Here is a 23,967-nt window from a genome sequence, read left to right as displayed (position 1 = left end):
TGGCCGCCGGGCCGACCGGCCGCGTGCTCTGGCAACAAGCCCTTCGGGGCTGTCTCCTATCAAGGGGAGCACACGGACCCGGGCGGCTTCGCAACCCGCGGGCCCGGCGGCCACACTTCCTAATCTCCCTTCTCCGCAGCCGATTTGGCCACGTGGTGGGTGTTCCCACGCAGGCCGGACTGACGGGAGGGTGGAGGCAGGCAGCCACACCGGGGCCTGCGAACCCCGGTGCCGCCACGGAGACAAGGAAGGCACCTTTCGGTGACAGCACCCACAGAGCAGACCCAACCCGTGTCCGAACAGGTCACTCCGCTGACGGACAACCGCGCGGAGATGGCCATCGAGACGGCCGACCAGGTCCTCGAGATCACCGGCGAGCAGCGGTTCTGGACGAAGGCCCAGCGCGCGGCGATGGCCACCATCGGCCTCAAGGACGCGCCAACAGCCGAGCAGGTCGCGTTCTTCCACATCTGCAAGAGCACAGGCCTGGACCCCTTCCGCCGCGAGATCTACTACATCCCGCGCAAGCGCAAGGTGTTCGGCCAGGACGAGGTCTACTACACCGCCCAGACCGGGATCGACGGCTTCCGGCACATCGGGCAGCGCAGCGGCCGCTTCATCCGCCGCATCGGCCCGTTCTGGACCGGCCCCGAGGACGACCCCGCGTGGTGGATCCAGGGCGAAGACGGGATCAACCGCCGCCGATGGGTCGAGGTGTGGCTCGCACCCGGACTGCCCGCCGCCGCGATGTGCCGCATCGAGCACTACAGCATCGCTGGCGACCAGACGATCAGTCAGGCTGTGGCGCTGTTCAGCGAGTTCGCGGTGACGAAGGACGAGTGGATGAACGGCTCGCGCACCGGGCAGAAGGTGTTGTCGGGACTGTGGCCGACCATGGGCGTCCACATGATCGGCAAGGTGGCCGAGGCCCAGGCGTGGCGGGTGGCCTTCCCCCGCGAACTCGTCAACATCTACGAGCACACCGAGATGGAGCAGGCCGACGCCGCCCAGGCCAACCAGGTCCGCGAGGACTCGGCGCAGCGTCGCCGGTCGGCCCGCGCCCAGGCGCAGCCGGGCACGGTCATCCCCGGCACCGTCGTCACCGCCTCCACCGGCACCACCCCCGAGGACAGCGCCGAACAGGGCACGCCGGTGACTGGCACGCAGGCCGGCGAGCCGACCGCCGGACCGGAAGACGAGCCGCCCACCGCAGACGAGCTGCGCCAGGAACTGCGCGCCTACGCCTCCGCGATGGGCAGCACCGTCACCAAGATCACCGACCGATGGCGGAAGGCGACCGGGATCGGCCTCAACAAGGCGAACACGGCGCAGCTCACCGTCCTGCTCGCCGAGCTGCGCCCCTACGTTGCGGCCGCGCTCGGATCCCACCCGGAAGCGGCCGAGCATGTCGAGGCCGGCGGCCTGCTGATCCGGCTCGACCCCGACACCACCGTGTGGGGCAGAGAGGACGCCCGCGAGGGCTAGCCCGCTCCCCCGCCTACTCCACCCGCAGGGCCGCACCCTGGCCGCGCGGCCCTGCGGCCTGCCCACACGGACACCTCATGCAGCCCCTCATCGAGCAAGCCCGCAAACTAGCCCGCGCCCGTCTCATCGGGCCCAGCCCACTCCCGTGCCGCTGTGGCGCGCCCCGTCACGCGCACCGGGGACAGAAGCGCTCTGGCGGCCACACCTCCACCAGCTGCGCCCGCTACCGCCGCGACCCCGCCGACGTGCTCCTCGAACGCGCCCAGGCGGCAGCCCACGCCCGGCTCGGCGACGACCTCGCGGCGTCCGAGCGCACCGGACGCCGCCGCCGCTCCCGCCGCCCCAAGAAGCCGGGCCAGTGGTCGATCGGCGCCTCCGACACCAGCTCCTGCCGCCGTGCGATCTGGTACCGGGAGAACCCGCCACGCGGCTACGTCCCGGCCCCTGTCGACCGGCGCGCAGCCAGGGCCGGAACCCTGATCCACGACTCGGTGTCCCGCCGCCGGCGCGCCCTCTACCCGTGGCGGCTGTACGAGCAGTCCGTCACCCTGCCCGGCCTGGACCGGCCGAGCCGCTACGACGAGTACGACCCGGTCACCGGCGTCCTGTACGACTACAAGACCGCCGGGGACTGGAAATGGGCGCTGGTCGGCGACGACGGCCCGCCCGAGACGGAGTGGGACCAGACGCAGCTGTACGCCCTCGCCCTGCGCCTCGCTGGCGAGGTGGTGACCGAGGTGAGGATCATCTACTTCGAGCGCAAGAGCGGCAGCGACGAGGAGTTCACCCGCCCGTTCGATGAGCAGGCCGCCCGGCGGGCGCTCGGCCGGTTGACCGCGATCGCCACGGCCCTCGACCTGGGCACCGCACTGCCCCGGGACAGGTCCGGGCCGAGCACCGACGTGATCTGCCGACGCTTCTGCCCGGCTCGCGTCGACTGCTGGAGCATGCTCCAGGCCGAGGCGGTCGGCCGTTCCCCGGAGTCGTACACCCTCGTCACCGACAAGGCCGACATCGAATGGGCCCTCAGCGAGTACGACCGGCACCGCGCCGCGAAGTCCGCTGCCGAGAAGGCGCAGAACGTCGCTAAGGCGCTGCTCGACGGGGTGCCGCCCGACACCTACGGCGAGTACGAGTATGTGCGCACCTCCGGACGGCTCAAGGACCCCGAACCGGACCATCAAGGTCGCGTCCGGCAGCTCGAAGCGTTCTGGGACAACCCGCCCAATGAGCGCCCGGCACTGCACGAACTCGACTACCCGACCAAGCGGTCCCGCACGTCCGGCAACACCCAGGTCCGCCGGGTGCGCGCGGCCACGCGCGGAGCCCCGCCGGTGCGTGGAAGCCAGTAAGGCCGCCACATCCTGCGCGCATCGCTCTCCCTGGCCAGGCGCTCCGTGCCGGCGCCTGGCCAGGTCCACCCCGGGCGTCGAAACGGCCCCGCTGTCCGTGGGCTGATCTAACGTCCGCCCATCGCAGGCAAGTTGAGAGGAACACCGTGACCAGCCCGTACGACCCCGCGCCCGACGCGCCTCGATCGCCCTGGTTCACCCAGCGGTCGCCAGCCCTCAGGCCCGCCGCACACCTCACGTCAGCGCGGCCGGTCGGGGACGCCGGCACACCGATCTACGAACAGCTCGTCGCCGAGTTCGGCGACCCGTTCAGCCGGATCGGCCCGATCCACGCCCGGTACCCGCATCGACCCTTCGCTGGCCCGGCCAGGGGCTGAACCCCCACCTCAGCGCCGGAAGTTGCTCGACGCGACCTAAGCGCTGTCGGCGGCCTAGGTTCCCCGCTCATGGCAGCCCCCCGCTACATCGACTACATGCCGCTGGACGAGATCCGGCCCGCCGCCCGAAACCCGAAAGGGCACGACGACGACGGGCTGGACCGTTCCGTCGAGCAGTTCGACTTCACCGAGCCCGGCCTGCTGGACGAACGCACCGACCGGCTGGTGGCCGGCCACGGCCGCTACGAGACCCTCGCGCGCCGCCGCGACGCGGGCAAGGCCGCCCCGGAGGGCGTGGTCGTCACCGCCGACGGCACGTGGACGGTCCCCGTGGTGCGCGGCTGGGCATCCCGCGACGACGCGCACGCCGAGGCCTACCTGATCGCCTCCAACCACCTGACCACCGTCGGCGGCTGGGACGGCGACGGCCTGGCCGCGATGCTGTCCGATCTGGAGCAGGTGGACCCGGCGCTGTTCGCCGCCACGGGCTTCGACCACGCCCAGATCGACGCCCTGCTCCAGGACGTCGCTGCGGGCGACCCGGCCGACGACACAAGCGACGCGGACGACGACGCCGAGCCCGAGCAGATCAACCGCGGCGACCTGCTGGCGCTGGCCGGCGTCACCGTCGGGGAGCCCGAGCACCAAGTCGAGACCGGGCAGGTGTGGGAGCTGGGCGACCACCGCCTCGTCGTCGCCGAGGTCTTCGACGGCTGGCCCACGTGGACCCCGCTGCTCATCGAGGGCTCGCTCTTCCTGCCCTACCCCACCCCGCTCGCCCCTTTCGCGGACCGCGCCGTCGGCCGGCGCCTGGTGATGGTGCAGCCCGAGCGCTACCTGGCCGGTCACCTCCTGGACAAGTGGAAGCGGATCAGCGGCGAGGCGCCCACGCTCCGGGACGAGTCGTGACGACCGTCCTGCCGACCGCTGGCGGAGCGTTCGACCGGTCGGAGCGGCCCATCTACTTCACCGCGGGCGGCGGCGAGTTCAACGCGGGCCCGCACGTGCTGACGGCCGTCAACGAGCTGATGGGCGACAGCGAGGAGCAGCGGCTGCGCGACCTGCTGGACGCCGGGTGCCGGGTGCTGCTGGACAGCGGCATCTTCTGGCTCACCAACCGGCACAGCCGGGCCCACGGCGTCTCCATGGACGAGGCCCTGGCGCTCGCCCCGGAGCAGATCGACGGCTTCGAGGAACTGCGCGAGCGGTACGTGTACCTGGCCCGCACGTACGGCGACTGGCTGTGGGGCTACATCGAGCTGGACCAGGGCGGCCTGCTGCACAAGCGGACACAGCGCGCGGCCCTCCACGACCTCGGCCTGTCGCCAATCCCCGTCTACCACCCCCTGGTGGACGGCTGGGACTACTTCGACGAGCTGGCCGAGCAGTACGACCGGATCTGCGTGGGCAACATCGTCCAGGCGCCGGCCCCGGTCCGGCTGCGCCTGCTCCACACGATCTGGGAGCGCCGCCAGAAGCACCCGCACCTGTGGATTCACGCGCTCGGTCTGACCACCAACGAGTGGTGCCTGCCGCTGGCCCCGGACTCCTGCGACTCCTCGTCCTGGCTGGCGCCGCTGCGCTGGAACCACCAACGGATCGAGACCTCGATGCTGCGCCGCGTCGGCAACCTGCCCGCCGGCTTCCGCTACGCCCCGGGCGACAGCACCTCCTACCAGGCCGCGGCCCGCCTGTGCGCGGACGCTGCGACGGCGCTGGGCACCTGCTGGAGGCACGCCGCCCACCGCGTCCAGGAGCTGACCGGTGGCGGCATGGCGCTGGAAGGGGAGCAGCGATGAGCCCGAGCCACCAGCGCGCCGCGGTGAAGCGCACCGGCGGCGGCGCCTTCGACCCGGCTGACCGGCACGTGTACTTCGCCGCCGGTGACTCCGAGCACTACCCGCACCACGTGCTGCTCGCCACGAACGACCTGCTGACCGCCGGCCATGAACGGAGGCTGGTCGAGCTGCTGGACGCCGGGCACCAGGTGTTGCTCGACTCGGGGATCTTCTGGCTGACCAACCAGTACAAGCGGGCCCACGGCGTCTCCATGGACGAGGCCCTGCGCCTGGCCCCGGAGGAGATCGACGGCTTCGACGACCTCTACGCCCGGTACGTCGAACTGGTGCGCCGCCACGGCGACCGGCTGTGGGGCTACATCGAGCTGGACCAGGGCGGCCGGGACAACAAGATCCGCACCCGCGCCCGCCTCGAGGACGAAGGCCTCACGCCGATCCCCGTCTACCACCCGCTGGTCGACGGCTGGGACTACTTCGATGAGCTCGCGCAGCAGTACGACCGGATCTGCTTCGGCAACGTCGTCCAGGCGCCGGCCCCGGTGCGGCTACGCCTGCTGCACACCCTGTGGGAACGGCACCGCCAGTACCCCGACCTGTGGGTGCACGTCCTCGGCCTGACGGTCAACGAATGGTGCCTGGCCGTCCCCCCGGACTCCTGCGACTCCTCCACCTGGCTGGGCCCGCTGCGCTGGCCGGACGTGCGGGTCGACTCCGCGCTGCTGCGCAAGGTCGGCGTGATCGACCGCGGCTTCGCGTACGACCTCGACCAGCCGGCCCACCCCACCCGCGGCCGCACCCCCTGCTGCCTGATGTGCGCGCAGACCGTCGACGCCACCACCACCGTGTGGCGCGTCGCCCGCACCACCCGCGACGAGCTGCTCGGCCAGCCGTCCTACCCGCCCCTCACCGAACCGGAGGCACGATCCTCGTGAAGCCAACTGCCAACGTCTGGACCAAGGTCCAGCTGCCCGGATTCCACCACTGGCCCGCCGCGCCCGAGCACCGCTCCTACCTGCGAGCCCGGCACCGCCACCTGTTCCACATCACGGTCACCGTCGCCGTCGCCCACGACGACCGCGACACCGAGTTCCACGACCTCGGCGACCTGATCCGCGGCTGGTGGGGCCCGGGCGCCCGCGAGTGCGGACCTGCCTCGTGCGAGACCCTGGCCCGCACCCTCGCCGAGCACCTCAGCAGCGTCGGCCTGCGGGTGACGAGGGTCGAGGTGTCCGAGGACGGCGAGGCCGGCGCGATCGTGCACCTGGGCGATGCGGGGGAGCAGCAGTGAGCCACGCCGTCACCGTCCGCCACAACTTTGAGACGGCACACCGGCTGCCGCACCTCACCGGGAAGTGCGAGAACCTGCACGGCCACTCCTGGGTGGTCGAGGTCACCGTCTCCGCCTCGGAGCTCGCGGCCGGCACCGTCGTGGAGTTCGGCGCGTTCAAGCGGGCCCTGCGGGACTGGATCGACACCTTCCTCGACCACGGCACCATGCTCGGGGCCGCCGACACCCTTGTTCCGGTCCTGGCGGGGGAGGGCAGCAAGCTGTTCCGCTTCGGCGCCAAGAACCCCGCCGAGCAGGAGCAGCACGCCGCAGGCCTCGGCTGGCCGAGCGTGGAGGCCGTCGCCGAACTGCTCGGCCGGGTCGCGACGGAGGCCCTGCACACCCTGCCCCGCGCCGCAGGCGCGTACGTCTCCCACGTCGGCGTATCCGAGACCGCCGTCAACGCCGCCTCCTGGACGGCGGCCCCATGAGCGCCCTCGTCCTGCCGAACACCGGCCTGCCCGTCGCCGAGACCTTCGGCCCCACCATCCAGGGAGAAGGCCCGACGGCCGGGCAGCAAGCCCTGTTCCTGCGCCTGGGCGGCTGCAACCTGGCCTGCGACTGGTGCGACACCCCGTACACCTGGGACAGCAAGCGGTACGACCTGCGCAAGGAGATCGCCCGCGTCCCAGTGGTCGACCTCGCCGAATGGGCAGCCGAGCACCCGCACGCGCTCATCGTCATCACCGGCGGCGAGCCGCTGCTGCACCAGCGCACCGACGCCTGGCGCTCCCTGATGGCCGTGCTGCGCTACACCACCCGCCGCGTCGAGATCGAGACCAACGGCACCCGCGCCCCCCAGCCCGTCAGCCTCGGCGTGCCACGACTGGCCTTCAACGTCAGCCCCAAGCTGGCGAACTCCGGCATGCCGGAGGAACGGCGGATCAAGCCGGATGCCCTGGCGGCCTTCGCCGGCCTCTCCCACCGCGGCCGCGCCCGCTTCAAGTTCGTCGCCGCCGGCCCCGACGACCTCGAGGAGATCGCCGAACTGGTCGAGCGCTTCCACATCCCTCCGCACGCGACCTGGGTGATGCCCGAAGGGACCACCGTCGAGCGCATCATCGCCGTCGCCCGGTCCCTGGCCGACGACGTGATCGCACGCAACTGGAACCTGACGATACGGCAGCAAGGGCTGCTGTGGCCTGGAGAACGCAACCGATGACCACCCCCAGCAACACCGTCGACCTGGACAGCGCGGCCGAGCATGCCGCCGGCCTGCTCACCGCCCTCGGCATCCCGTGCAACACCGAGTCCACAGCCGCGACCCCGCGCCGCATGGCCAAAGCCCTCGCCGAGCTTACCGCCGGCGTCCACCTGGACCCGGCCCGGCACCTCAAGGTGACGTTCCCCGCCGAGGGCGAACGGGCGAACCTCATCGCCGCGGTCGACGTCCCGTTCGTGGCCCTGTGCGAGCACCACGTTCTGCCCTTCCCCGGCCGCGCCACCGTCGCCTACCTGCCGACCCCCGGGGCGCGCATCGTGGGCCTGTCCAAGCTGGCGCGCCTGGCCGAGGAACTCGCTGCCCGCCCACAGGTGCAGGAGCGACTCGGACAGCAGGTCGTAGACGCCCTCGGCGAGCACCTCGACATCCAGGGCGCGGCCTGCCTGATTCGCTCCCAGCACGCCTGCATGACCCTGCGCGGTGTCCGCGCGCACGGGGCTTCGATGGTCACCAGCCACCTGACAGGCGCCCTCCACGCAGACCCCACCCGCCGCGCCGAAGTGCTCGCCCTGATCCCCGCACCCTCCTGACAGGCAAAGGGAGTTGTGCCCAACGGGGCACTCCGCACGGGAGGATGGCAGGGCCAGGCCGGGACCGCGAATCCCGGCCGCCCACACCAAGGAGACAACAACGATGCTGCTCAGGGTTCCTCTTGACCTGCCCGTCACCGTGCTGCGGGTCAGCGACCTCCGCGGATTCCTGGGGGTGATGCCCGACGACCTGCTGGTCGTCGCCGACTGCCCCGGGCAGGGCGGCCCCGGCCGTACCCCGCTGGGGTGGCCGGTGAGGGCAGCGGTACGCGACGAGTCCGGCCACCGTGTGTCAGTGGTCGCCCTGCCTCAGGTCAGTGCCGACGAGGGGCACGCCATGACGGTGTCGCGCCTGCACAGCCTGCTCGCGGACCTGCCCCCGGACGCTCTCGTGGTGACGGTCTGGGAGGCCGAGGACGGCCCCCGCCAAACCACGATCGGAACCCCCGAGTTCGGCGACCTCATCAACGAGGCCACCGGGCTCACGATCCGGACGGTCGTCCTGCCCGCCGTACTCAGCGGCGCGACCGGCACCGCGTACGACGAGATCGCCTACAACCTTGGCTGGGAGTAACCCAGGAGACCGGAAGGCCGGTGGAGGCACCTGCAAGATCTTGCAGGTGCTGCCACCGGCCCCGTGTGGTCGGCGCCCGGCTACCGGCGGCGCAGCATGGACCACAGGACCGGACCGGTGAGCCCGATGAGCGCCGAGGTGGCCGTCGGCCACCCGACCTGGTTGTGCAGGCTCGCCGTGGTCAGGGCGCCGTGGCCGCAGACCGCGAGGTCCCGCCAGGTCACGGGTCGGTCCGCCATGGAAGGCGGAGGCGTCGAGCCCTTGTACTGTGCCATCATGGGCATCGTTCCATTTCTGCTAACGCGTGCGGAAAAGCGGAACACGCGAGCCGCCCTTTCCCGAGGGCGGCTCGCATCCGCGCACCTGATCCTAGGACTTGGCTGATGCCTCGCCAAATCCTGAAAGTCATCACACGAATCGCCCCAGTTGGCGGGTTCGTAGGCCTAGGACATTGAAAGGCCGGAGTCTCAGCCGGCGATCCGAGGCCGCCCGTGTCGCGCCGGGGTGGGCCTGGCGGTTGCGCCCCTGATCGTCATCCTGAGGCCGTCGAGGCGGGGCCTGCATCCCCATGTCAGTGCCTCTGGATCGACCCGCAACCGGGCCCGTTAATACGGCTCCGGAGGGCCCTGGCGTCGTTCAGGGGCTCAGAGCCGGATTAGCCCGAAAGGGCTAATTGATGCACACTCCATCGGGGGTGTGCAGGGATTTGATGCAGGACTATTGGCGCCGATTGTGAAGCCCAAGTTCAGGCTTTCATGTCGGGGGAACATGGTTTAATTGAGACATCACGGCTGCATTCGCTGGGCTTCCGGTCCTCTATTGGTGTCAAAAACTTGAGAGTATTAGCCATGTGAAACCGGGTTTAATTACTGGACGGTTTCCATGCGCTGGCGCTCTCGGGGAGCCGTTGACCTGGGGTTCCACGTACGGTCGACCGCGTGAGTAGCCGCCGCGGTCGCCGTCCCGCCCTCGATCCGGAGGTGGAGAAGCGACTCCTGGACGCCGTGCGGGCGGGCGTTCCGGTGAGCGATGCGGCGCCGATGGCCGGCGTTCACCCGAGCACGGTGTACCGGTGGCTGGAGCGCGGGGAGCAGGAGCAGCAGCGGCGGGAGGCGGGCCTGCGGGTCCGGGCGGGTGAGCGGCCGTTCTGCGAGTTCCGCGACAGGTTCACGCGCGCGCGCAGCGAGGGCAAGGCGCAGCTGGTGCTGCTGGTGCGGAAGGCGGCGACCGGGGGCCACGTTGTGCGGGAGCGCACCCGGACGGTACGCGACCCGGAGACCGGCGAGCGGGTCGTGCAGGTCGAGCGGGACTTTGCCCAACCGGACTGGCGGGCAGCCCAGTTCCTCCTCGCGTGCCTGGCGCCGGAGACGTTCGGCCGGGCGGCGCAGGCCCGGATCGAGCTCGCGCCGGCGGGCGGCGGCGAGCTGCCGGTTGCCTCCGTGGACCCGGGGGCTGGTGTTGAGCGGCTGGCGGCCCGCCTGGCCGCGATCCGGCAGGACTTCGCGGCAGAGCTGGAGGAGGACGCGGCGGTGGTCGACGCGGAGCTGGTGGAGGGCTCGGAGCCGTAGCAGGCCGGCTCGGTCTCGCGGGCCAGCTCGGGCCGGATGGTGTCATCCGGGTTGTCCGTCCCGGTCATGGAAAGTCAACTCTCGTGCCATATAAGGCTGTTGTCCGGTTCTGCGCCCCTTGGTGAGTGTGGACTCAGTCGGGCCGGACGGGCCCAAGGGGGCAGGGAGTAAGACGTATGGCGAGCAAGGACGTTGAACTGGGCAGGGCTACCGCTGCGGTGGCTGAGCAGGTCGTGGCCGAGCTGACGGCAGCCGACCGCGTGCTGCACAGCGCCGGCCTTGGCGATGTACCGGACTACGCGATCGACGGGGGCATCCTGGTCAGCGCCGTGCCGCAGGAGGTCCTGAGTCTGGTCGAGGTGCGGCAGATGACCACCCTGGCCGCACTGTGGCGCCTGTGGAGGAAGGGGAAGAACGTCGCCGCGATGCACCCGGACATGGCGTCTGAGCTGGCGACGTACCGGCTCGGGACCCTGCCGGGGCAGCTGTTCCGCAACCTGGCCCGCCACCCCAACCTGATGGTGGTCTTCGCCGAGCCGCCCACGGTCGACCTCAGCGTGGACGGCGGCGGGAAGGGGCGGCTGCTGGCGATCCTGTTCTGCGGGCGGCGCACCCCGCAGAAGCTGCTGTGCCTGACCAGCGACGACCGGATGGACGAGGTCGCCGCCGCAGTGATCTGCGAGCCGCTCGCCGAGGACGGCACCCCGCTGCCGCCTCTGCCCGGTGGGACGACGCCGGTGCTGGAGTTCTGCCACCTGTCGATCCCTGCCAGGGCTGGCGACAAGTTCACCGCCGAGGACCTGGCGCTGAGGATTGCCCGAAGGAGCGGTCAGGAGGCGCCGACCGATGCCCAGCGCGCGATCGTGACCAGGGCGCTGCAGGTCGCCGTCTACCTGTGCTCGTCGAAGGCGGACATCTCCGCTCCGCCCGTTCCGCGAGGCAAGGCCGCCAAACCCGGCAAGCAGCGGCGATGGAACAAGCCGGACACCTTCCTGCGGCTCGGCTGGCGGCTCGGCCCACGATTGAAGGCCGCCCGGGCACGAGTCCAGGAGGCGCGGCGCAGCGCCGTCCAGAGCGCTAGCGGCGACGGTGGGGCTGGGGGCTGGCGGCAGTACCCCCACCAGCGAGGCGGACACCTCCGGACGGTGTGGACCGGCCCGGGCCGCAGCATCCCCGACTCGAAGCTGATCGAGCCCTACTGGGTGTCGCAGGACCTGCTCAACGCGGACGGAGAGGCCCCCGAAGGCATCATCCGGCCGCTGAGGTAAGGGTGTTGTCCGCCCTGGCGGGCTGTGGGGAGGGTGGTGGGGTCCGCCAACACCGGGCCCCGCTCCTCGTCTCCTGAGGGAAGGCTGCGAGCGGGCCGGAGCCTGTTGCAGCAGGCCGTCCTCCCTTCCACTTCGGGGAGTGCGCGGCGCTGGAGTTACGCCGGTCCGGTGGCCGGCCCCGGCGTTGGCGGACTTCCTGTTGCCGAGCCCCGCCGCGAACGGGGCCTCCCGGAGGACGAGATGACCAGCACAGACCTGACCAACCTGCCGCCCGCTCTGGCGGCCCGGCCACGAGACGAGAAGCGGGGCCTGCCGATCCCCGTCGTCAACATGCACGACGGCGGCGCTGCCGACTTCGTGACCCTCAACGGCACGGCCGCCCTGCGGGTGGCCCTCGCGAACCGGTGCTCGCTGTGCGACGAGCCGCTGGCGGGGCCGGCCGCGTTCCTCGGCGGACCGATGTCGGCACAGACGGGCTGCTACTCGGACCCGCCGATGCACGAGGCCTGCGCGCAGGCCGCGCTCACCCTGTGCCCGCACATCGCCCGGCCGCACGCCCGCCGTGCCAGCGAGCGGAGCCTCACGCAGGACTCCGCCGTGGCGATCGGGTTCACCCTGGAGAAGCCCGAGGAGTGGGTGATGGTCGTCTCGTCCGGCTACCTCGTCGGCGCCACTCCTGCCGAGGGCGGCGGCCTGGTGCCGCTGTTCCTGGTGCGCGGCCGGATGCGTGAGCGTCGATTCGTCTACCAGGACGGCGTGTTGACAGAGGCGCCCGCCGCCTGACGGCGCGACCTTAGCGACCGGTCCGGCCTAGCGTCCCGGCACACCAACCACCCGACCTGGGGAGGAAACCGTGCCGAACACCAACCGGGCCGACCGCGGGCGGGAGGCGAGCCGATGAAGCTCGTCCCCCGCTCCGAGTGGGGCGCGGCGGCGCCCACCGGCGCCTACACCCGCATCAGCTCCACGCGCGGCGTCAAGATCCACTACGAGGGCTCGGCGGTCCCTGGCGCCCTGCTGGGCGACCACGGCCGATGCGCCGGCCACGTGCGCGACATCCAGCGCTCCCACCAGAACAACCGGAGCGAGGGCTGGCTCGACATCGCCTACTCGTTCGTGGTGTGCCCCCACGGGTACGTGTTCGAGGGGCGCGGCCTGAACCGGAAGAACGGCGCGAACGGCAACTCCGCGCTCAACGCCGGCCATTACGCGGTATGCGCGATGGTCGGCACTGAGGGCATCACCTCACCGACCGACGCGATGCTCGACGGCCTGGTGGACGCGATCGAGTACTGCCAGGCGCAGGGCGGCGCCGGCGGCGAGGTCCGCGGCCACAGGGACGGCTATGCGACGTCGTGCCCCGGAGACGAGCTGTACGGCTGGGTGCAGCGCGGCGCGCCCCGGCCCGGCGGCGGGGGTGGTGGCGGGACGCCCGACCCTCAGCCGTCGGGCGACAGTGCCGGCGTCTACACCGTGCAGCCCGGCGACACCCTCAGCGCCATCGCCGGGCGCTTCGAGACCGGGGTGGCGCAGCTGGCCGCGGTGAACGGCATCGCCAACCCGGACCTGATCCAGGCCGGCCAGCAGCTCCAGGTGCCGGCCCCGCCGTTTCCCGGTCGCGAGCACTTTGTACTGGGTGCGCACAGCCCGTACGCCAAGCAGTTGCAGGGCTGGCTCCAGGCCGGCGACTGGGGGCCGCCGTACCGGGTCGGGCCGAGTGAGGACATGGAGGAGCTGGATCTGGAGAAGGTGCAGGCGCTCCAGGAGCACTACGTCGGCGACCTCGGGCCGGCGGACGGGCTGACCGGGCCGCTGACGTGGCTGTACGCCTACCAGACGGCTCACGGGCTGCGGGGTCGGTAGGGGTCAACTCGCGTGCGGGGCGGGCGCTTTGAGTGCCCGTCCCGAACTGAAAGTTACTGGAGTCGGCTTATTTGACTCAGGTCTGTTTTGTGCGAGGCTGGTCCTGCCAGCCGGGGACCGCGAACCCCCGGCCCGATGAAGGAGATAGCCCGATGACCGAAACCACCCCCGCCGAGGCCCCCGCCCGGGACGGAGCCCGCAGCCCCCGCCGAGCGGTCACCCTGCGCCTGGACCTGCGGACTCTGGCGGCCCTCGGCCTGGCCGGGGCCGGGTTCATCACCGGCACCCTGGTGATGAGCAGCCCGGCGACCGCCCCGGCCCCGGGCGCCCAGCCCGCGCCCGCCCCGGTCGTACCGAGCCTGACGGCCTCCCCGGTGCAACTCGGCACCGTGGCCCCGACCGCCCCCGCGCTGCCGACCCTGGCCCCGGTGCTGCCTACCCTGCCCGCTCCGGCGCTGGAGACCACCCCGGCCGCGCTGGCCGTCCCGACCGCCTCTCAGCTGAGCCCGGCCCCGACCCTGCCGTCGCAGACCGGCGAGCAGAGCGCCCCGGCCCCCGCCCCGACCGTGACCGTCACGGTCACCCACGTGCAGGCGGGCCCGACCCTCGGAGCCCCGTCCCCGACCGGCGGCCCGAGCGCCTGCGTCCCCAACCCGTCCCCGTCCCCGACCGGTGACGTCAGCCCGACCCCCGGACCGAACCCGACCCTGACCCCGAGCCCGACCAGCGCGCCGGTCACCCCCGGCCGCCCGACCCCCAGCCGCTGACACCCCCTGACCGGCCCCGCCCCGGCGGGGCCGGTCAGCTCCCCGCCCGAAAGGACACCGCCCATGCGCGGCACCGCCCTGCTCGTCGGCTCCCTCCTCGCCGGACTGGTGCTCGGAAGCATCAGCGGCGCCGCTGCGGCCCGCAATGCCGACGGCCCAACCCCCGCCCCGGCCGTCGTCACCTCCCAGCCCGCCAGCCCCGGCTGCCCCGGCCCGGCCAAGCCCGCCGCCGTGCCACCGCAGCCCTCCCCGGGCCCGGCCCCGATGCCCGCGCCCCGATCCGCGTAGGCGCCCCGATGACCCCCCGGGCCGGGAGACGTGACTGCACACCGTCCCCCGGCCCGGGGTCCAATACCGAACCAGGAGTAGACCCGTGACCGTCAACAAGCGCGTCCTCATCGATCGCCTCGCCCCCGTGCTCGGAGGCCGGCGGCCCGCCGCCCGCGCCATCGAGGCCGTCCTCGACGCCATCGTGCGCGCTGTCGTCGAGGGCGAGACGGTGTCCGTCACCGGCTTCGGAACCTTCGAAGCCGTCCAGGCCGCGACCCGCAATGCCCGCAACCCCCAGACCGGCGGCACGGTGGTCGTGCCCGCACGTCGAGTCCCCCGCTTCCGCGCCCACGAGCGGTTCCGCAACCTCGCCGACGGCCGCCGCGACCTGCCGCAGGAAGGCAGCGCCATCCGCAAGGACCCCAAGGGCACCTACACCTCGATGGGAGAAGCGGCATGAACCGCCTCGCGGCCCGACTCGCAGTCCTGATCGCCCAGTTCGCGCCTGAGCCCCCCACCCCGTACGTGCTGCGCCGCGACGTCGACGTGACCGGCGTCTCCGGCACAGGGGTGGTCGCGGAAGGCGCGATCTTCTCGACCGCCGCCGGCTCCACCGGGGTCACCCGCTGGCGCGGCGAGCGGGGTTCCACCGTCGCCTGGGACCACGCCCGGGACATCGAGCCGATCCACGGGCACGACGGGGCGACGAGCGTCGTCCTGCTGCCGGTGCCGGCCATGCTCGCCGCACTCACCTCCATCGCCGAACTCGGGCAGCAGCGAGGCGACGACGAGTGGGCACGGGGCTGGAACGAGGCGCTGCGCGCGGTCCACGGCCTGGTCGAACGGGCCCTGGCTCCGCATCTGGCCGCAGCCGAGGAGCATGCGAGCCCAACCGAAGGTACTTGAGTCTTCTTTATTGACCTAGGTCTGTTTGTGCGGGAGGCTGGTACCGCCAGCCGGGGACCGCGAACCCCTGGCCCTACCTAGGAGAGAACGACGATGGCCTTCAGCAACGGAACCCACCCGCCCCTGGAGAACGGCACGACCGTGGAGTACCTCGGGCGCGTGGAGTCCCTGCACCACCGGATGCTCACCACCCGCCGAGGCACAAGCACCTGCGACACCTACACCGACGAGAACGGCACCCAGCAGCACCTGTACGACCTGCTCGACGGTGACGAACTGGTGCTGAGCCACGTGCACCCGAACGACCTCATGGACTGGACCCCGCCGACGGACGAGAACGGGAAGCTGCTCAACCCCTTCTCCCCGGAGCACGGCTAACCCGAAGCGCCCGGCGGCAGGGACCACCCTGCCGCCGGGCCCTCGCCGCCCTCCCATCCCGTCACCAGACCAGGAGCACACCGTGGAACCGACCAGGGCCATCTACCACGGCAGCAAGACCGAACTGCACGGCCGCATCTTCACCGTCACCACCAACGAGGACTGCGCCGGCCACCCCGGCGGGCCCTTCGGAGGACTGGACGAGTGCATCGTCCTCCTCGCCCCCGACGGCACCGGCCTCCAGCACGTCCACCCGGACAACATCACAATCCTCGCCCCCGACGGCGACCCGATCCGCCGCTCCGCCCAGGACGGCGACTGGACATGGGTGCCCGGCATCGGTGAAGTCCGCTTCGCCTACGCCGAGTCCGGCACCAGCTACTGGACCGTGTGGGTCCACTACTACGCCTTCACCGGCCGCTGGATCATCTTGTCCGCACGCATGGGCAGCGACGAGCGCACCGCCAAGCGCTCCCGCTACACCTCCCCACAGGACCTGCTCGCCTGGCGCATCCGCATGTGCCTGGACGACCTCGCCGCCGACCGCAACCACGCCATCACCGACGCCTACGAACGCTGCGCCGACCGCCTCGAGCAGCGCATGCAGGCGCTCGAACTCGGCCCGCCCGCTGCGCCGCACGCCGGCCACCCTGCCGCAGATCACTGAGAGGACCCCATGCGCGTCTTCACCGCCGCCACCTACCAGGACGACGGCCAGGCCGTCACCCCGGTGAGCATCGCCCTCCTGCGCGAGGACGGCGCCTCCTACTACGCCATCAACGGCTCGATCGGGCGCGCCCGCCTCGACCCCACCCAGACGATCGGACCCGGCCTCGCCCACCTGCGATGGCACGACGGCCGCATTGACCGCCGAGACCCGGCCGTGCGCAGCCGCGACCGGCTCGCCTGCGAACTCCACTGGTTCCTCAAGGACACCTCCGGCCCCGAACTGTGGTCGTGGCGCGGTGACACCGACCACCTCGTCCTCGCCCGGATGTGCCACCGCCTCGGCGCGCTGCCTGCCGCCGTACCGGACTGGGTCGGCAGCCTGCGCCAGGAAGCCCACCGCCTCGCCCTGCCCCTGCGGGACCTGCCCCGGTGGCCGCGTCACGACGCCCACCCCATGGAGACCGCCCGCCACTTCCAGCGCATCGCCCGGTGCCTGGACGCCGCAGCCGCCGCCGACCCCCGCGAGGTTGACGCCGTACACCGGGTCGGTGGCTGGTGAACGTCCCCAACCACGCCACCCTGATCGGCAGCCTGCTGCGCGACCCGGAGCTGTACCAGCCGCCCGGCCCGGCCAAGACGACATTCACCCTCCTGCAACGCCCGCGGCTCGCCGAGCCAGGCCAGCCGCGCGACCCGGAGGCCAGAGAGCTGACCGTACGCTGCGTCGCCTGGCGGGAACTCGCGCACAAGACGGCGGAGACCCTGCGGGCGAACGACCGGGTCATCGTGGTCGGACAGCTCACCCAGCGCGTGCACCAGCCGCGCGGCGAGAGCGCCCGCCTGCTGGTCGAGCTGACCGTCGAGGCGATCGGCACCCTGCTGTAGAAGCCTGCGCCTATGCCCGCGTCCTGCCCCGCAGGGCGCGGGCATGCCGCGCTGTTCGCCAGCCTCCACAGCCCCTGATAGACATAGACGACCCCCGGCCCCGGCCGGACCGCAGCACGAAGGAGAACACCGATGAGCGGCAAGGAGCCGGCCGCGACGCCGAAGCGCAGCACGACGCGCCGCACCGCGGCGAGCCCCGGCGAACGACTCGCCGCCGCCGCCCAGGAGCTCCAAGCCGCACTGGAGGCCCTCAAGGAAGCCGGCCTGGAGCCGATGGACCTCCTCGACCAGCTGCGCGACCCGCTCGCGGCGATCGACGACACCGCTACGACCATGCGCGAGATGCGCCTCGAAGGCGTCGTCGCCGCCTACCCTGACCGGTCCGTGCCCGTGTACCGCATCTCCGACGCCTCCGGGCTGTCCCCGGCCCTGGTGACCCGCTACGCCAAGCAAGCGGGGCTGGAGCTGCGCAACCGTCGCGCGAGCAGCTAACTGTCGGCCGAGGGACGCAGCTCGGCGAGCAAGTCGCGGCCGCTCCGGTGCGCCAGGTCGGCCTCGAGGGCCTTCTGCTCCCACGCGGCCAGTTCCTCGTCGTCCATGACATCCCACGAGGCGGGCTTGGAAGTGACACCGAGACGGTACTCGTCCTGCTCATCGGCCTCGTCTTCGGCGAACTTGCCGACCTTGCGCAGGATCCCCTCGTCGCGGTCCCGGCGCTCCAGCAGCGCGTCGAGGGAGCCGTCCACGCACCCGTAGCCGGTGACGCGAACGAGCGGTGCGGGAGAGGCCCTGGACTCGACGAAGTCGCGGAGCGCCATCCACTTCCGCCGGCTGCGCACCACGGACCGGCCTGATCCTGCGGCGGAGTCGACCGCGGTGAGCAGCGCGGCGAGCTGGTCCCGGGTCGGCAGGACACGCCCGGCCAGGATCAGGTGGACGGTGCTCTTCGGCACCCGGTACCCGGCGGCCTCCGACAGGCCTTCAAGGGCCTTGAGCGACGGTTGGCCGGCCTGCGCCCGCATCCTCCTGAGCCCCAGGGCCAGGTTGGCCAGCGTGCGCTTGGGGCGGGATGCCCCGTCCTGCGCCGCGGGCGGCGGGCCGCCGGCGGCCAGCGGGGCGGCGTGTTCAACGGAGGCCCTCGTCCACAGGGTGTGGACGTGCTGCGTCGCCCGGTGCTGGGTGGGTACGTCGTCGGGGTCCGCGGCCGCGCGGGCGAACGCGAGAGCGGTGTCGAGTCGGGGGAGGCGGTGACCGGCGGCGGCCTGGCTGAGGGTGGCGGCGCCCTTCGGCTCGCCGCGGCGCGCGCTGCGCTTGGCGAGTTCGGCGTAGGTGAGGCCGCTCGACTCCTTCATCCTGCGCAAGGCGGTGGCCAGCGCCCGCAGGCGCGGTCCGGTGTTCGCCGGGACGGGGTTGGCGCGGCGCCCCACGGTCAGCGATTCCGTCCCTCGAGTTGGCCGCCGCCCGGGTGTCCACGGGTGATCAGGGTGCTGGAGGCGGTCGCCATCATGAGGAGCGCGTCCGGAACGGGCCTGCCGGTGAGCGCCAGGACGGCGAGCACGATGACCAGGGAGACGAGGAACGCGGCTTCGGGGCCGGACAGGCGGGTCTGGGCGAGGACCTTGGTCGGCGAGGGCAAGAACTTCATGGGGGTCTCCTTGGGTACGTGGCGGGCGCGCCGCGCGGGCCGGCGGCGCCGTCGAGGGGGCCGATCAACTCAGCCGCTTCGACGGCCGGGTGAGTACAGAAATATGCCGTTGGCGAGCCGCTCCGCTACTCCGTTCGTGTCGCGAGGCCGACCGACGTCGGACTTCTACAAGATCCGGGAAAGCGCGATGACCTGCTGCTTCCCGCGACTTTGATTCGTTTTCGTCCAGCCTCCCCTGTCGCTCCGGCCCGCCCTGACCCCGGGTTCGGTGCCCGCCGCGGCCGGGCTCCCGGCGGGCCGCCGGCCGGTGCGGCCCCCGGAACTCGTCTCTCGAAGGGTGTGCCCAAGGGTGTCCGCCCGAGAATAGACTGAGGTCAAGAAAGCAGACGAAAGTCAGCTTCGTTGCCCGCCCGGACCGCGAACCCGGGCAGACCTCACAGGAGAAACCCCATGCGCGACAGCGACGTCATCACCGGCCGGGCCGACCTCGGCGCCATCGACAACACCACCGGCGAGGCCGCCTTCTACTCCCACCGCCAGCCCGCCTGGCACGGCCTCGGCACCGTCACCGAGGAGGCCAAGACCAGCGACGAGGTGCTGCACCTCGCCAAGTTGGACTGGGAGGTTGAGAAGCTGCCGATCCTGCCGATGAACAAGGGCAAGCTCGGCAAGAAGATCCCCAACCGCTTCGCCACCGTCCGTACCGACACCGGCGACTGGGTCGGCGGCCTCGTCGGCAACACCTGGACCCCGATCCAGAACCGCGAGGCGTTCGCCTTCCTGGACGAGCTGGTCGGCGGCGGCCACGTCACCTACGAGACCGCCGGGGCACTCGACGGCGGCCGGGTCGTCTTCATGTCGGTCAAGTCGCCGAGCATCACCCTCGACCCCGAGGGCGCGGCCGACCGCATCGACCTGTACACCCTGTTCGCCAACAGCCACGACGGCCGCTCCGCCGCCGTCGCCGTCGAGACCCCGGTCCGGGCGGTGTGCACCAACACCCTCGACCTCGCCGTCAGCGACGCTCACCGGGTCTGGAAGGTCCGCCACACCGTCGACGCCCTCTCGCAGCTGGAGGAGGCCCGTCGCACCCTCGGCTTCACCGAGCGCTACGCCGCCGCCCTGGAGGCCGAGGCCGCCGCCCTCTACCAGCAGGCGATGACCAATCAGGAGTTCGACAAGCTGATTGCCCAGCTGTGGAAGGCCCCGGCTGAGGGGGCGCGCAAGCACATCCTCGCCGCCCACGAGGAGCGGCGTGACCGGCTGCACCACCTGTTCGCCGAGGCCCACACCCAGGACAACATCCGGGGCACCCGCTGGGCCGCCCTCCAGGCCGTCATCGAGTTCGAGGACTACTTCCGCACCGTCAAGGCCCCCGAGGCGCTGTCCGAGCAGGCGCACCGGGCCAACCTGGCGATGACCACCTTGCTGCACGACCAGAAGAGCCCGCTCAAGGACACGGCGAAGGCCCTGCTCCTCGCGGCCTAACCCCCGGCCGCCCGTTAGCCGCTCCACGTCAAACCGGTTGCGCCGCCCGACGGCGCGGCCCCACCACCTGGAACGAGGAACAGTCGTGTCCGACAACCCCTTCATCGTCGCGATGGCCGACCTGGCCGACTTCGTCGCCGGCGCGCTCGGGCGCGAACCGGCCGGGCAGATCGTCGTCGCCGAGTTCGGTGAGCCCCTGCGGGTGCTCCTCGCGGACATCCCGGAGGACCCGGGGCGCTGGCCGTCCATCGCCCGGGCGTTCATCGGCGACGTCGCCGAGTTGCCCGCCACCAGCAAGGGGCAGCGCAGTGTCGCGCTGCTCGTCTACGCCCGCGACGGCCACGGCCCCGAGGACGCCGACACCTACACCGCCGTCTGGCGCCACCTCGCCACCGCGTGCGCGCGGTACGGCCTGGCCGTGCTCGAAAGCCAGTTCATCACCCCCACCCACTGGTGGACCCTGCCTGCCGACCCGTCCGCCAGCGCCCCCGGCCCAGGAGCACCCCGCGCTGCCGGGCGGCAGACGGCTGACGGGCACCCTGTGGGCGGGACGGAGGGTGCTGCGGGCGTGGTGGCCGATGCCGTGCGCGCCTTCGCGCGTGAGCTGGAAGCCGGCCACGAGGCCGCCAAGCAGCACATCGAGTCGCTGCTCGACGCCATGCTGACCGGTCGCCGCGACCTCGAGGAACTGGCCGACCCGGAGGCGGCGCAGCTGCTCCTCGCGGTTCAGAGCGGAGACGTCCTGCACACGGTCTCGACGTACTGCGAACCCGAGGAAGTGACGCGGGCGGTGCTGCTGTGGTCGCGCGTCGCCTGCCTGTGTGTCGACCCGTACCGCCGCATGGCCGCCGCGCCGTTCACTCTGCTCGGCGCCGCGCTGCTGCTCGACGGCGACGTGCCGGCGGCCGCAGAGGCGCTGCTGCTTGCGTTGGAGGTCAACCCGGGGTTCGAGCAGGCGCAGGCGTTGATGGGCCTGGTCGCCCTGGCGGAGCTCGACCAGGTCATTGGCGCGCCGGTGAGCGTGGCGGAGTCGCTGAGGGCCTCCCTGCGCAAGTGGCGCGAGGAGTAGCCGGGGGTGCGGTGTCGCCAGGGTGCCCGTCCTTGCCGGGGCGAGCACCCTGGCCCGGCCCCGACTGAGCTCCAGTCCCGGGGAATTGGGGTGTGCCCAACAGGCATGCCCTCAAATAGACTTGAGTCAAGAAAGAAGACAGAAGTCCTCTTCTGTTGCCTCTCCGGACTGCGAATCCGGACCAACCCTGATAGGACCCATGAACGACAAGCTGCTCCTGCTCAACGGCACCGAAGGCCTGGTTCACCTGCTGCCGTTCCTCTTCGACTACCACCCCGAGAACAGCGTGGTCCTGGCCGGCATCACCCCGACCGGTACGCCGCTCGGCTTCGTCCGCACCGATCTGCCCGCCGACCCCGCACACTGGCCGTCCCTCGCCGAAGAACTCGTCGGCCACCAGCAGGACGACTCCACGTCGTTCCTGTTCCCGACCCACCGGCTCGTCGCCTACGTCTGCCCCGACCCGGCCGACCCGGACTACGGGCCGCAGTCCCGCCTCACCCACCAGCCCATCGCCGACCACCTGCGCGGCGCCTGCCACCGCCGGGGACTGGTCCTGAGCGAAGCGGTGTACGTGACCCGGTCCCACTACTGGTCCATGCTGACGACCGGCCCCAACGACGGACACCCCATCCCCGAGCCGCCCGCAGCGCTCGACTCGACCGGCCTGCCGCGCAGCAGCGACGTCCTGAAATCCCTCGCCCCCGCCACCGGCGCCCAGGCCGCCGTCATGGCCGCGACCCTCGACACCGCCGTGCGCGCCCTGCACGCCGAGATCCTCTCCAGCGGGCACCAGAGCGTCGTGGACGACGCGATCGACCTCGTGACTCACACCATTGCCGAGCTGGCGACCGGTGCCCGACAGGCCAAGGACATCCCTGACGACCTCGCGGCCCGACTGCTGCTCACCCTCCAGTACGACGACGTGTGCAACACCGGGCTCATGCACTGCGAGGACCACGAGCTGGAAGCCGCGAACGAGCTGTGGCTCGCCCTGGCCCACCGCTGCCCCGCCGCCTACACCGACCACGCCGCCGTACCGCTCGCCCTCCACGCGTTCACCGCATGGGCGCTCGGCCGCGACGCCACGTCCCGACTCGCCCTCCAGGCCGCCGAAGTGTGTCTCCCGGGCCAGGACCTGACGTACTTCCTCCTCAGCGTCTTCAACAGCGAATCGAGCTTCAACCACCTGCGCGAGCACCTGCGCGAGCACCGCGCCACCCGGGGCAACCCCGTCACGGGCTGATCCGCCCCCGGCAGGGGCCGCGAGCCGAGCGGCCCCTGCCCGCCCCACACCAACCCACGAGCGGAGAGATCCCCTTGAACATCCACACGGTGCCCGCCTTCGACGTCCGCAGCCCCGCCCAGGCCGTCGAAGCGCTGCCCTACCTGCTGAGCTTTCGGCCCGACGGCCGCGACGGCATGGTGTTCGTCCTCGCCCACGACACCCTGCACGACCGCCCCCTGTTCAGCCAGAAGTTCGACCTGCCCGACGGCGAGGACAACCCGAACGAGGCCGCGCACCGCATGATGCACAGCACGCTGAACCGCCTGGAGAAGTTCGCCACCGGCCCGGCCGACATCCTGGTGTACCTGTGCGCGGGCCAGCGGGACGCGGGCGACGGCTACGCCGCGATGACCCGGCACCGGGTGCTGGCGGACGCACTGCTGCTGTCCGCCGAGGCCCACGGCATCGACACCCTCGCCGTCATGTTCGTCACGCCCACCCACTGGTGGGTGTACCACCACGCCAACCCCAACTACCGGCACGAGGGCATGCCCGTGGACGGCCCGGACAACCCGGGCGTGGTCACCATGAACGCCCGCGCCATCGGCATCCCCACACCGCCCAGCCAAGCCGCGCTCACCGCCCCCTTCGAACCCGTCACCGGGGACGAAGCGGAAGCCCAGCACGCCGCGATCCTGCACGCCGTCGGCAAGCGGGCCGACCGCGTGCGGGCCAGCAGCTTCGACGCCGAATCCGAACGGCTCACGGCGATCCTCGACCGGCTGCTGCTGGGCGGGGGAGACGGCACCCCCCTGGAGGGCCTCACCCCCGGGCAGACGGCAGAGCTGATCGTCGGACTGCGTCACCGGCCTCTGCGGGACGTCGCGCTCGGATACATCGAATCGGACGAGCTCGCGCGCGCCCGGGAACTGTGGGAGCTGCTGGCCCGCCGATGCGCCAGCACTACCACGACGTTCGTCGCCGCCCCCCTGACGCTCGCCGCGTTCACCGCCGCCGTCGCCGGGGAAGGCCCGGCCGCGCTCATCGCCCTCGAAAGGGCGCGCAGCTCCGACCCGCGCTACCTTCTGGCCGAGCTCCTGATGGAGCAGATCGTGATGACGGGCTCCGTGGACGGCATCCTTGACGTGGTCCGGGAAGAACGTGAGGGCCGCCTTCGCGGCCGCGACAGCTGACCGCCCGGGCCGGGGTGGGGCCGGGGGGGCCCCCCCCCCCCCCCCCCCCCCCGCGCGTCCCCCCCAACCACGGGGGCAAACTGTGGTTAAACAAAACCCCCCCA

30 protein-coding genes are annotated in these 23,967 nt (G+C 71.9%); 27 read left to right on the top strand and 3 right to left on the bottom strand.

Annotation, left to right across the window (positions count from 1 at the left end; genetic code table 11):
• The first annotated feature begins 261 nt into the window (after positions 1-261).
• From ACFV8H_RS14950 to ACFV8H_RS14905, 10 genes are all read left to right on the top strand, one after another.
• On the top strand, positions 262-1,485 hold the full coding sequence (locus tag ACFV8H_RS14950) for a recombinase RecT (protein WP_380399735.1): 1,224 nt from the start codon (positions 262-264) through the stop codon (positions 1,483-1,485).
• 245 nt (positions 1,486-1,730) lie between these two features.
• Positions 1,731-2,837, top strand: a complete 1,107-nt coding sequence (locus ACFV8H_RS14945) for a hypothetical protein (RefSeq protein ID WP_380399733.1) — start codon at positions 1,731-1,733, stop codon at positions 2,835-2,837.
• A 446-nt stretch (positions 2,838-3,283) separates the two neighbouring features.
• Complete coding sequence (locus ACFV8H_RS14940) at positions 3,284-4,123, top strand: hypothetical protein (RefSeq protein WP_380399731.1); 840 nt, start codon at positions 3,284-3,286, stop codon at positions 4,121-4,123.
• The gene (locus ACFV8H_RS14935; protein WP_380399729.1) at positions 4,120-5,013 is read left to right on the top strand and encodes a hypothetical protein; all 894 of its coding nucleotides are present in this window, start codon (positions 4,120-4,122) and stop codon (positions 5,011-5,013) included. The genes ACFV8H_RS14940 and ACFV8H_RS14935 overlap by 4 nt, the downstream gene beginning before the upstream one ends.
• Positions 5,010-5,945, top strand: a complete 936-nt coding sequence (locus ACFV8H_RS14930; RefSeq protein ID WP_380399728.1) for a hypothetical protein — start codon at positions 5,010-5,012, stop codon at positions 5,943-5,945. The genes ACFV8H_RS14935 and ACFV8H_RS14930 overlap by 4 nt, the downstream gene beginning before the upstream one ends.
• Positions 5,942-6,301, top strand: a complete 360-nt coding sequence (locus ACFV8H_RS14925; RefSeq protein WP_380399726.1) for a hypothetical protein — start codon at positions 5,942-5,944, stop codon at positions 6,299-6,301. Before ACFV8H_RS14930 ends, ACFV8H_RS14925 begins: the two co-directional genes overlap by 4 nt.
• Complete coding sequence (locus ACFV8H_RS14920) at positions 6,298-6,771, top strand: 6-pyruvoyl tetrahydropterin synthase family protein (protein WP_380399724.1); 474 nt, start codon at positions 6,298-6,300, stop codon at positions 6,769-6,771. The genes ACFV8H_RS14925 and ACFV8H_RS14920 overlap by 4 nt, the downstream gene beginning before the upstream one ends.
• Complete coding sequence (locus ACFV8H_RS14915; RefSeq protein WP_380399722.1) at positions 6,768-7,502, top strand: 7-carboxy-7-deazaguanine synthase QueE; 735 nt, start codon at positions 6,768-6,770, stop codon at positions 7,500-7,502. The genes ACFV8H_RS14920 and ACFV8H_RS14915 overlap by 4 nt, the downstream gene beginning before the upstream one ends.
• A complete protein-coding gene (gene folE, locus ACFV8H_RS14910; RefSeq protein WP_380399720.1) occupies positions 7,499-8,092 on the top strand; it encodes a GTP cyclohydrolase I in 594 nt (197 codons plus the stop codon). The genes ACFV8H_RS14915 and folE overlap by 4 nt, the downstream gene beginning before the upstream one ends.
• Positions 8,093-8,195: 103 nt before the next feature.
• Entirely contained in the window at positions 8,196-8,666 is a 471-nt protein-coding gene (locus ACFV8H_RS14905; RefSeq protein WP_380399718.1) for a hypothetical protein, read from the top strand.
• 80 nt (positions 8,667-8,746) lie between these two features.
• Here ACFV8H_RS14905 and ACFV8H_RS14900 read toward each other — a convergent pair whose 3' ends face one another.
• A complete protein-coding gene (locus tag ACFV8H_RS14900; RefSeq protein WP_380399716.1) occupies positions 8,747-8,890 on the bottom strand; it encodes a hypothetical protein in 144 nt (47 codons plus the stop codon).
• A gap of 714 nt (positions 8,891-9,604) precedes the next feature.
• On the opposite strand from ACFV8H_RS14900, the gene ACFV8H_RS14895 reads away from it, so the two are divergent.
• From ACFV8H_RS14895 to ACFV8H_RS14835, 13 genes are all read left to right on the top strand, one after another.
• Complete coding sequence (locus ACFV8H_RS14895) at positions 9,605-10,234, top strand: hypothetical protein (RefSeq protein ID WP_380399715.1); 630 nt, start codon at positions 9,605-9,607, stop codon at positions 10,232-10,234.
• 176 nt (positions 10,235-10,410) lie between these two features.
• On the top strand, positions 10,411-11,502 hold the full coding sequence (locus tag ACFV8H_RS14890) for a hypothetical protein (RefSeq protein WP_380399713.1): 1,092 nt from the start codon (positions 10,411-10,413) through the stop codon (positions 11,500-11,502).
• Between the two features lie 240 nt (positions 11,503-11,742).
• Positions 11,743-12,285 carry a hypothetical protein gene (locus tag ACFV8H_RS14885; RefSeq protein WP_380399711.1) on the top strand — a complete coding sequence of 181 codons (543 nt, stop codon included), beginning with the start codon at positions 11,743-11,745 and terminating at the stop codon, positions 12,283-12,285.
• A 114-nt stretch (positions 12,286-12,399) separates the two neighbouring features.
• On the top strand, positions 12,400-13,365 hold the full coding sequence (locus ACFV8H_RS14880) for a LysM peptidoglycan-binding domain-containing protein (RefSeq protein WP_380399709.1): 966 nt from the start codon (positions 12,400-12,402) through the stop codon (positions 13,363-13,365).
• Positions 13,366-13,517: 152 nt separating this feature from the next.
• The gene (locus ACFV8H_RS14875; RefSeq protein WP_380399707.1) at positions 13,518-14,132 is read left to right on the top strand and encodes a hypothetical protein; all 615 of its coding nucleotides are present in this window, start codon (positions 13,518-13,520) and stop codon (positions 14,130-14,132) included.
• A gap of 63 nt (positions 14,133-14,195) precedes the next feature.
• Positions 14,196-14,420 (top strand): hypothetical protein, encoded by a 225-nt coding sequence (locus ACFV8H_RS14870; RefSeq protein ID WP_380399705.1) that lies wholly within the window; start codon positions 14,196-14,198, stop codon positions 14,418-14,420.
• Between the two features lie 85 nt (positions 14,421-14,505).
• Entirely contained in the window at positions 14,506-14,862 is a 357-nt protein-coding gene (locus ACFV8H_RS14865; RefSeq protein ID WP_380399704.1) for an HU family DNA-binding protein, read from the top strand.
• On the top strand, positions 14,859-15,308 hold the full coding sequence (locus ACFV8H_RS14860) for a hypothetical protein (RefSeq protein ID WP_380399702.1): 450 nt from the start codon (positions 14,859-14,861) through the stop codon (positions 15,306-15,308). Before ACFV8H_RS14865 ends, ACFV8H_RS14860 begins: the two co-directional genes overlap by 4 nt.
• Before the next feature lie 93 nt (positions 15,309-15,401).
• Positions 15,402-15,686, top strand: coding sequence for a hypothetical protein (locus ACFV8H_RS14855; protein WP_380399700.1), 285 nt, complete (start codon positions 15,402-15,404; stop codon positions 15,684-15,686).
• Positions 15,687-15,768: 82 nt separating this feature from the next.
• On the top strand, positions 15,769-16,353 hold the full coding sequence (locus ACFV8H_RS14850) for a hypothetical protein (RefSeq protein WP_380399698.1): 585 nt from the start codon (positions 15,769-15,771) through the stop codon (positions 16,351-16,353).
• A gap of 9 nt (positions 16,354-16,362) precedes the next feature.
• Positions 16,363-16,914, top strand: coding sequence for a hypothetical protein (locus ACFV8H_RS14845; protein ID WP_380399696.1), 552 nt, complete (start codon positions 16,363-16,365; stop codon positions 16,912-16,914).
• Entirely contained in the window at positions 16,911-17,240 is a 330-nt protein-coding gene (locus tag ACFV8H_RS14840; RefSeq protein WP_380399694.1) for a single-stranded DNA-binding protein, read from the top strand. The genes ACFV8H_RS14845 and ACFV8H_RS14840 overlap by 4 nt, the downstream gene beginning before the upstream one ends.
• Positions 17,241-17,372: 132 nt before the next feature.
• Positions 17,373-17,732, top strand: a complete 360-nt coding sequence (locus tag ACFV8H_RS14835) for a hypothetical protein (RefSeq protein ID WP_380399692.1) — start codon at positions 17,373-17,375, stop codon at positions 17,730-17,732.
• Here the strand turns inward: ACFV8H_RS14835 and ACFV8H_RS14830 are convergent.
• Together ACFV8H_RS14830 and ACFV8H_RS14825 are read right to left on the bottom strand one after the other, a co-directional pair.
• Complete coding sequence (locus ACFV8H_RS14830) at positions 17,729-18,667, bottom strand: hypothetical protein (protein WP_380399690.1); 939 nt, start codon at positions 18,665-18,667, stop codon at positions 17,729-17,731. The genes ACFV8H_RS14835 and ACFV8H_RS14830 overlap by 4 nt on opposite strands.
• A gap of 2 nt (positions 18,668-18,669) precedes the next feature.
• Positions 18,670-18,885 (bottom strand): hypothetical protein, encoded by a 216-nt coding sequence (locus ACFV8H_RS14825; protein ID WP_380399689.1) that lies wholly within the window; start codon positions 18,883-18,885, stop codon positions 18,670-18,672.
• Between the two features lie 450 nt (positions 18,886-19,335).
• Here ACFV8H_RS14825 and ACFV8H_RS14820 point away from each other — a divergent pair, with 450 nt between their 5' ends.
• From ACFV8H_RS14820 to ACFV8H_RS14805, 4 genes are all read left to right on the top strand, one after another.
• Complete coding sequence (locus ACFV8H_RS14820) at positions 19,336-20,373, top strand: DUF932 domain-containing protein (protein ID WP_380399687.1); 1,038 nt, start codon at positions 19,336-19,338, stop codon at positions 20,371-20,373.
• Positions 20,374-20,458: 85 nt separating this feature from the next.
• Positions 20,459-21,442, top strand: coding sequence for a DUF4192 family protein (locus tag ACFV8H_RS14815; RefSeq protein ID WP_380399685.1), 984 nt, complete (start codon positions 20,459-20,461; stop codon positions 21,440-21,442).
• Between the two features lie 199 nt (positions 21,443-21,641).
• Positions 21,642-22,688, top strand: coding sequence for a DUF4192 domain-containing protein (locus ACFV8H_RS14810; RefSeq protein WP_380399683.1), 1,047 nt, complete (start codon positions 21,642-21,644; stop codon positions 22,686-22,688).
• Positions 22,689-22,762: 74 nt separating this feature from the next.
• A complete protein-coding gene (locus ACFV8H_RS14805; RefSeq protein ID WP_380399681.1) occupies positions 22,763-23,863 on the top strand; it encodes a DUF4192 domain-containing protein in 1,101 nt (366 codons plus the stop codon).
• The last annotated feature ends 104 nt before the right edge of the window (positions 23,864-23,967 follow it).

Origin of the sequence: Kitasatospora sp. NPDC059827, assembly GCF_042731675.1 — a bacterium.
Classification (GTDB): domain Bacteria; phylum Actinomycetota; class Actinomycetes; order Streptomycetales; family Streptomycetaceae; genus Kitasatospora.
Note: the sequence above shows the minus strand (reverse complement) of the source record. Positions and strands in the feature narration are given on the sequence as shown.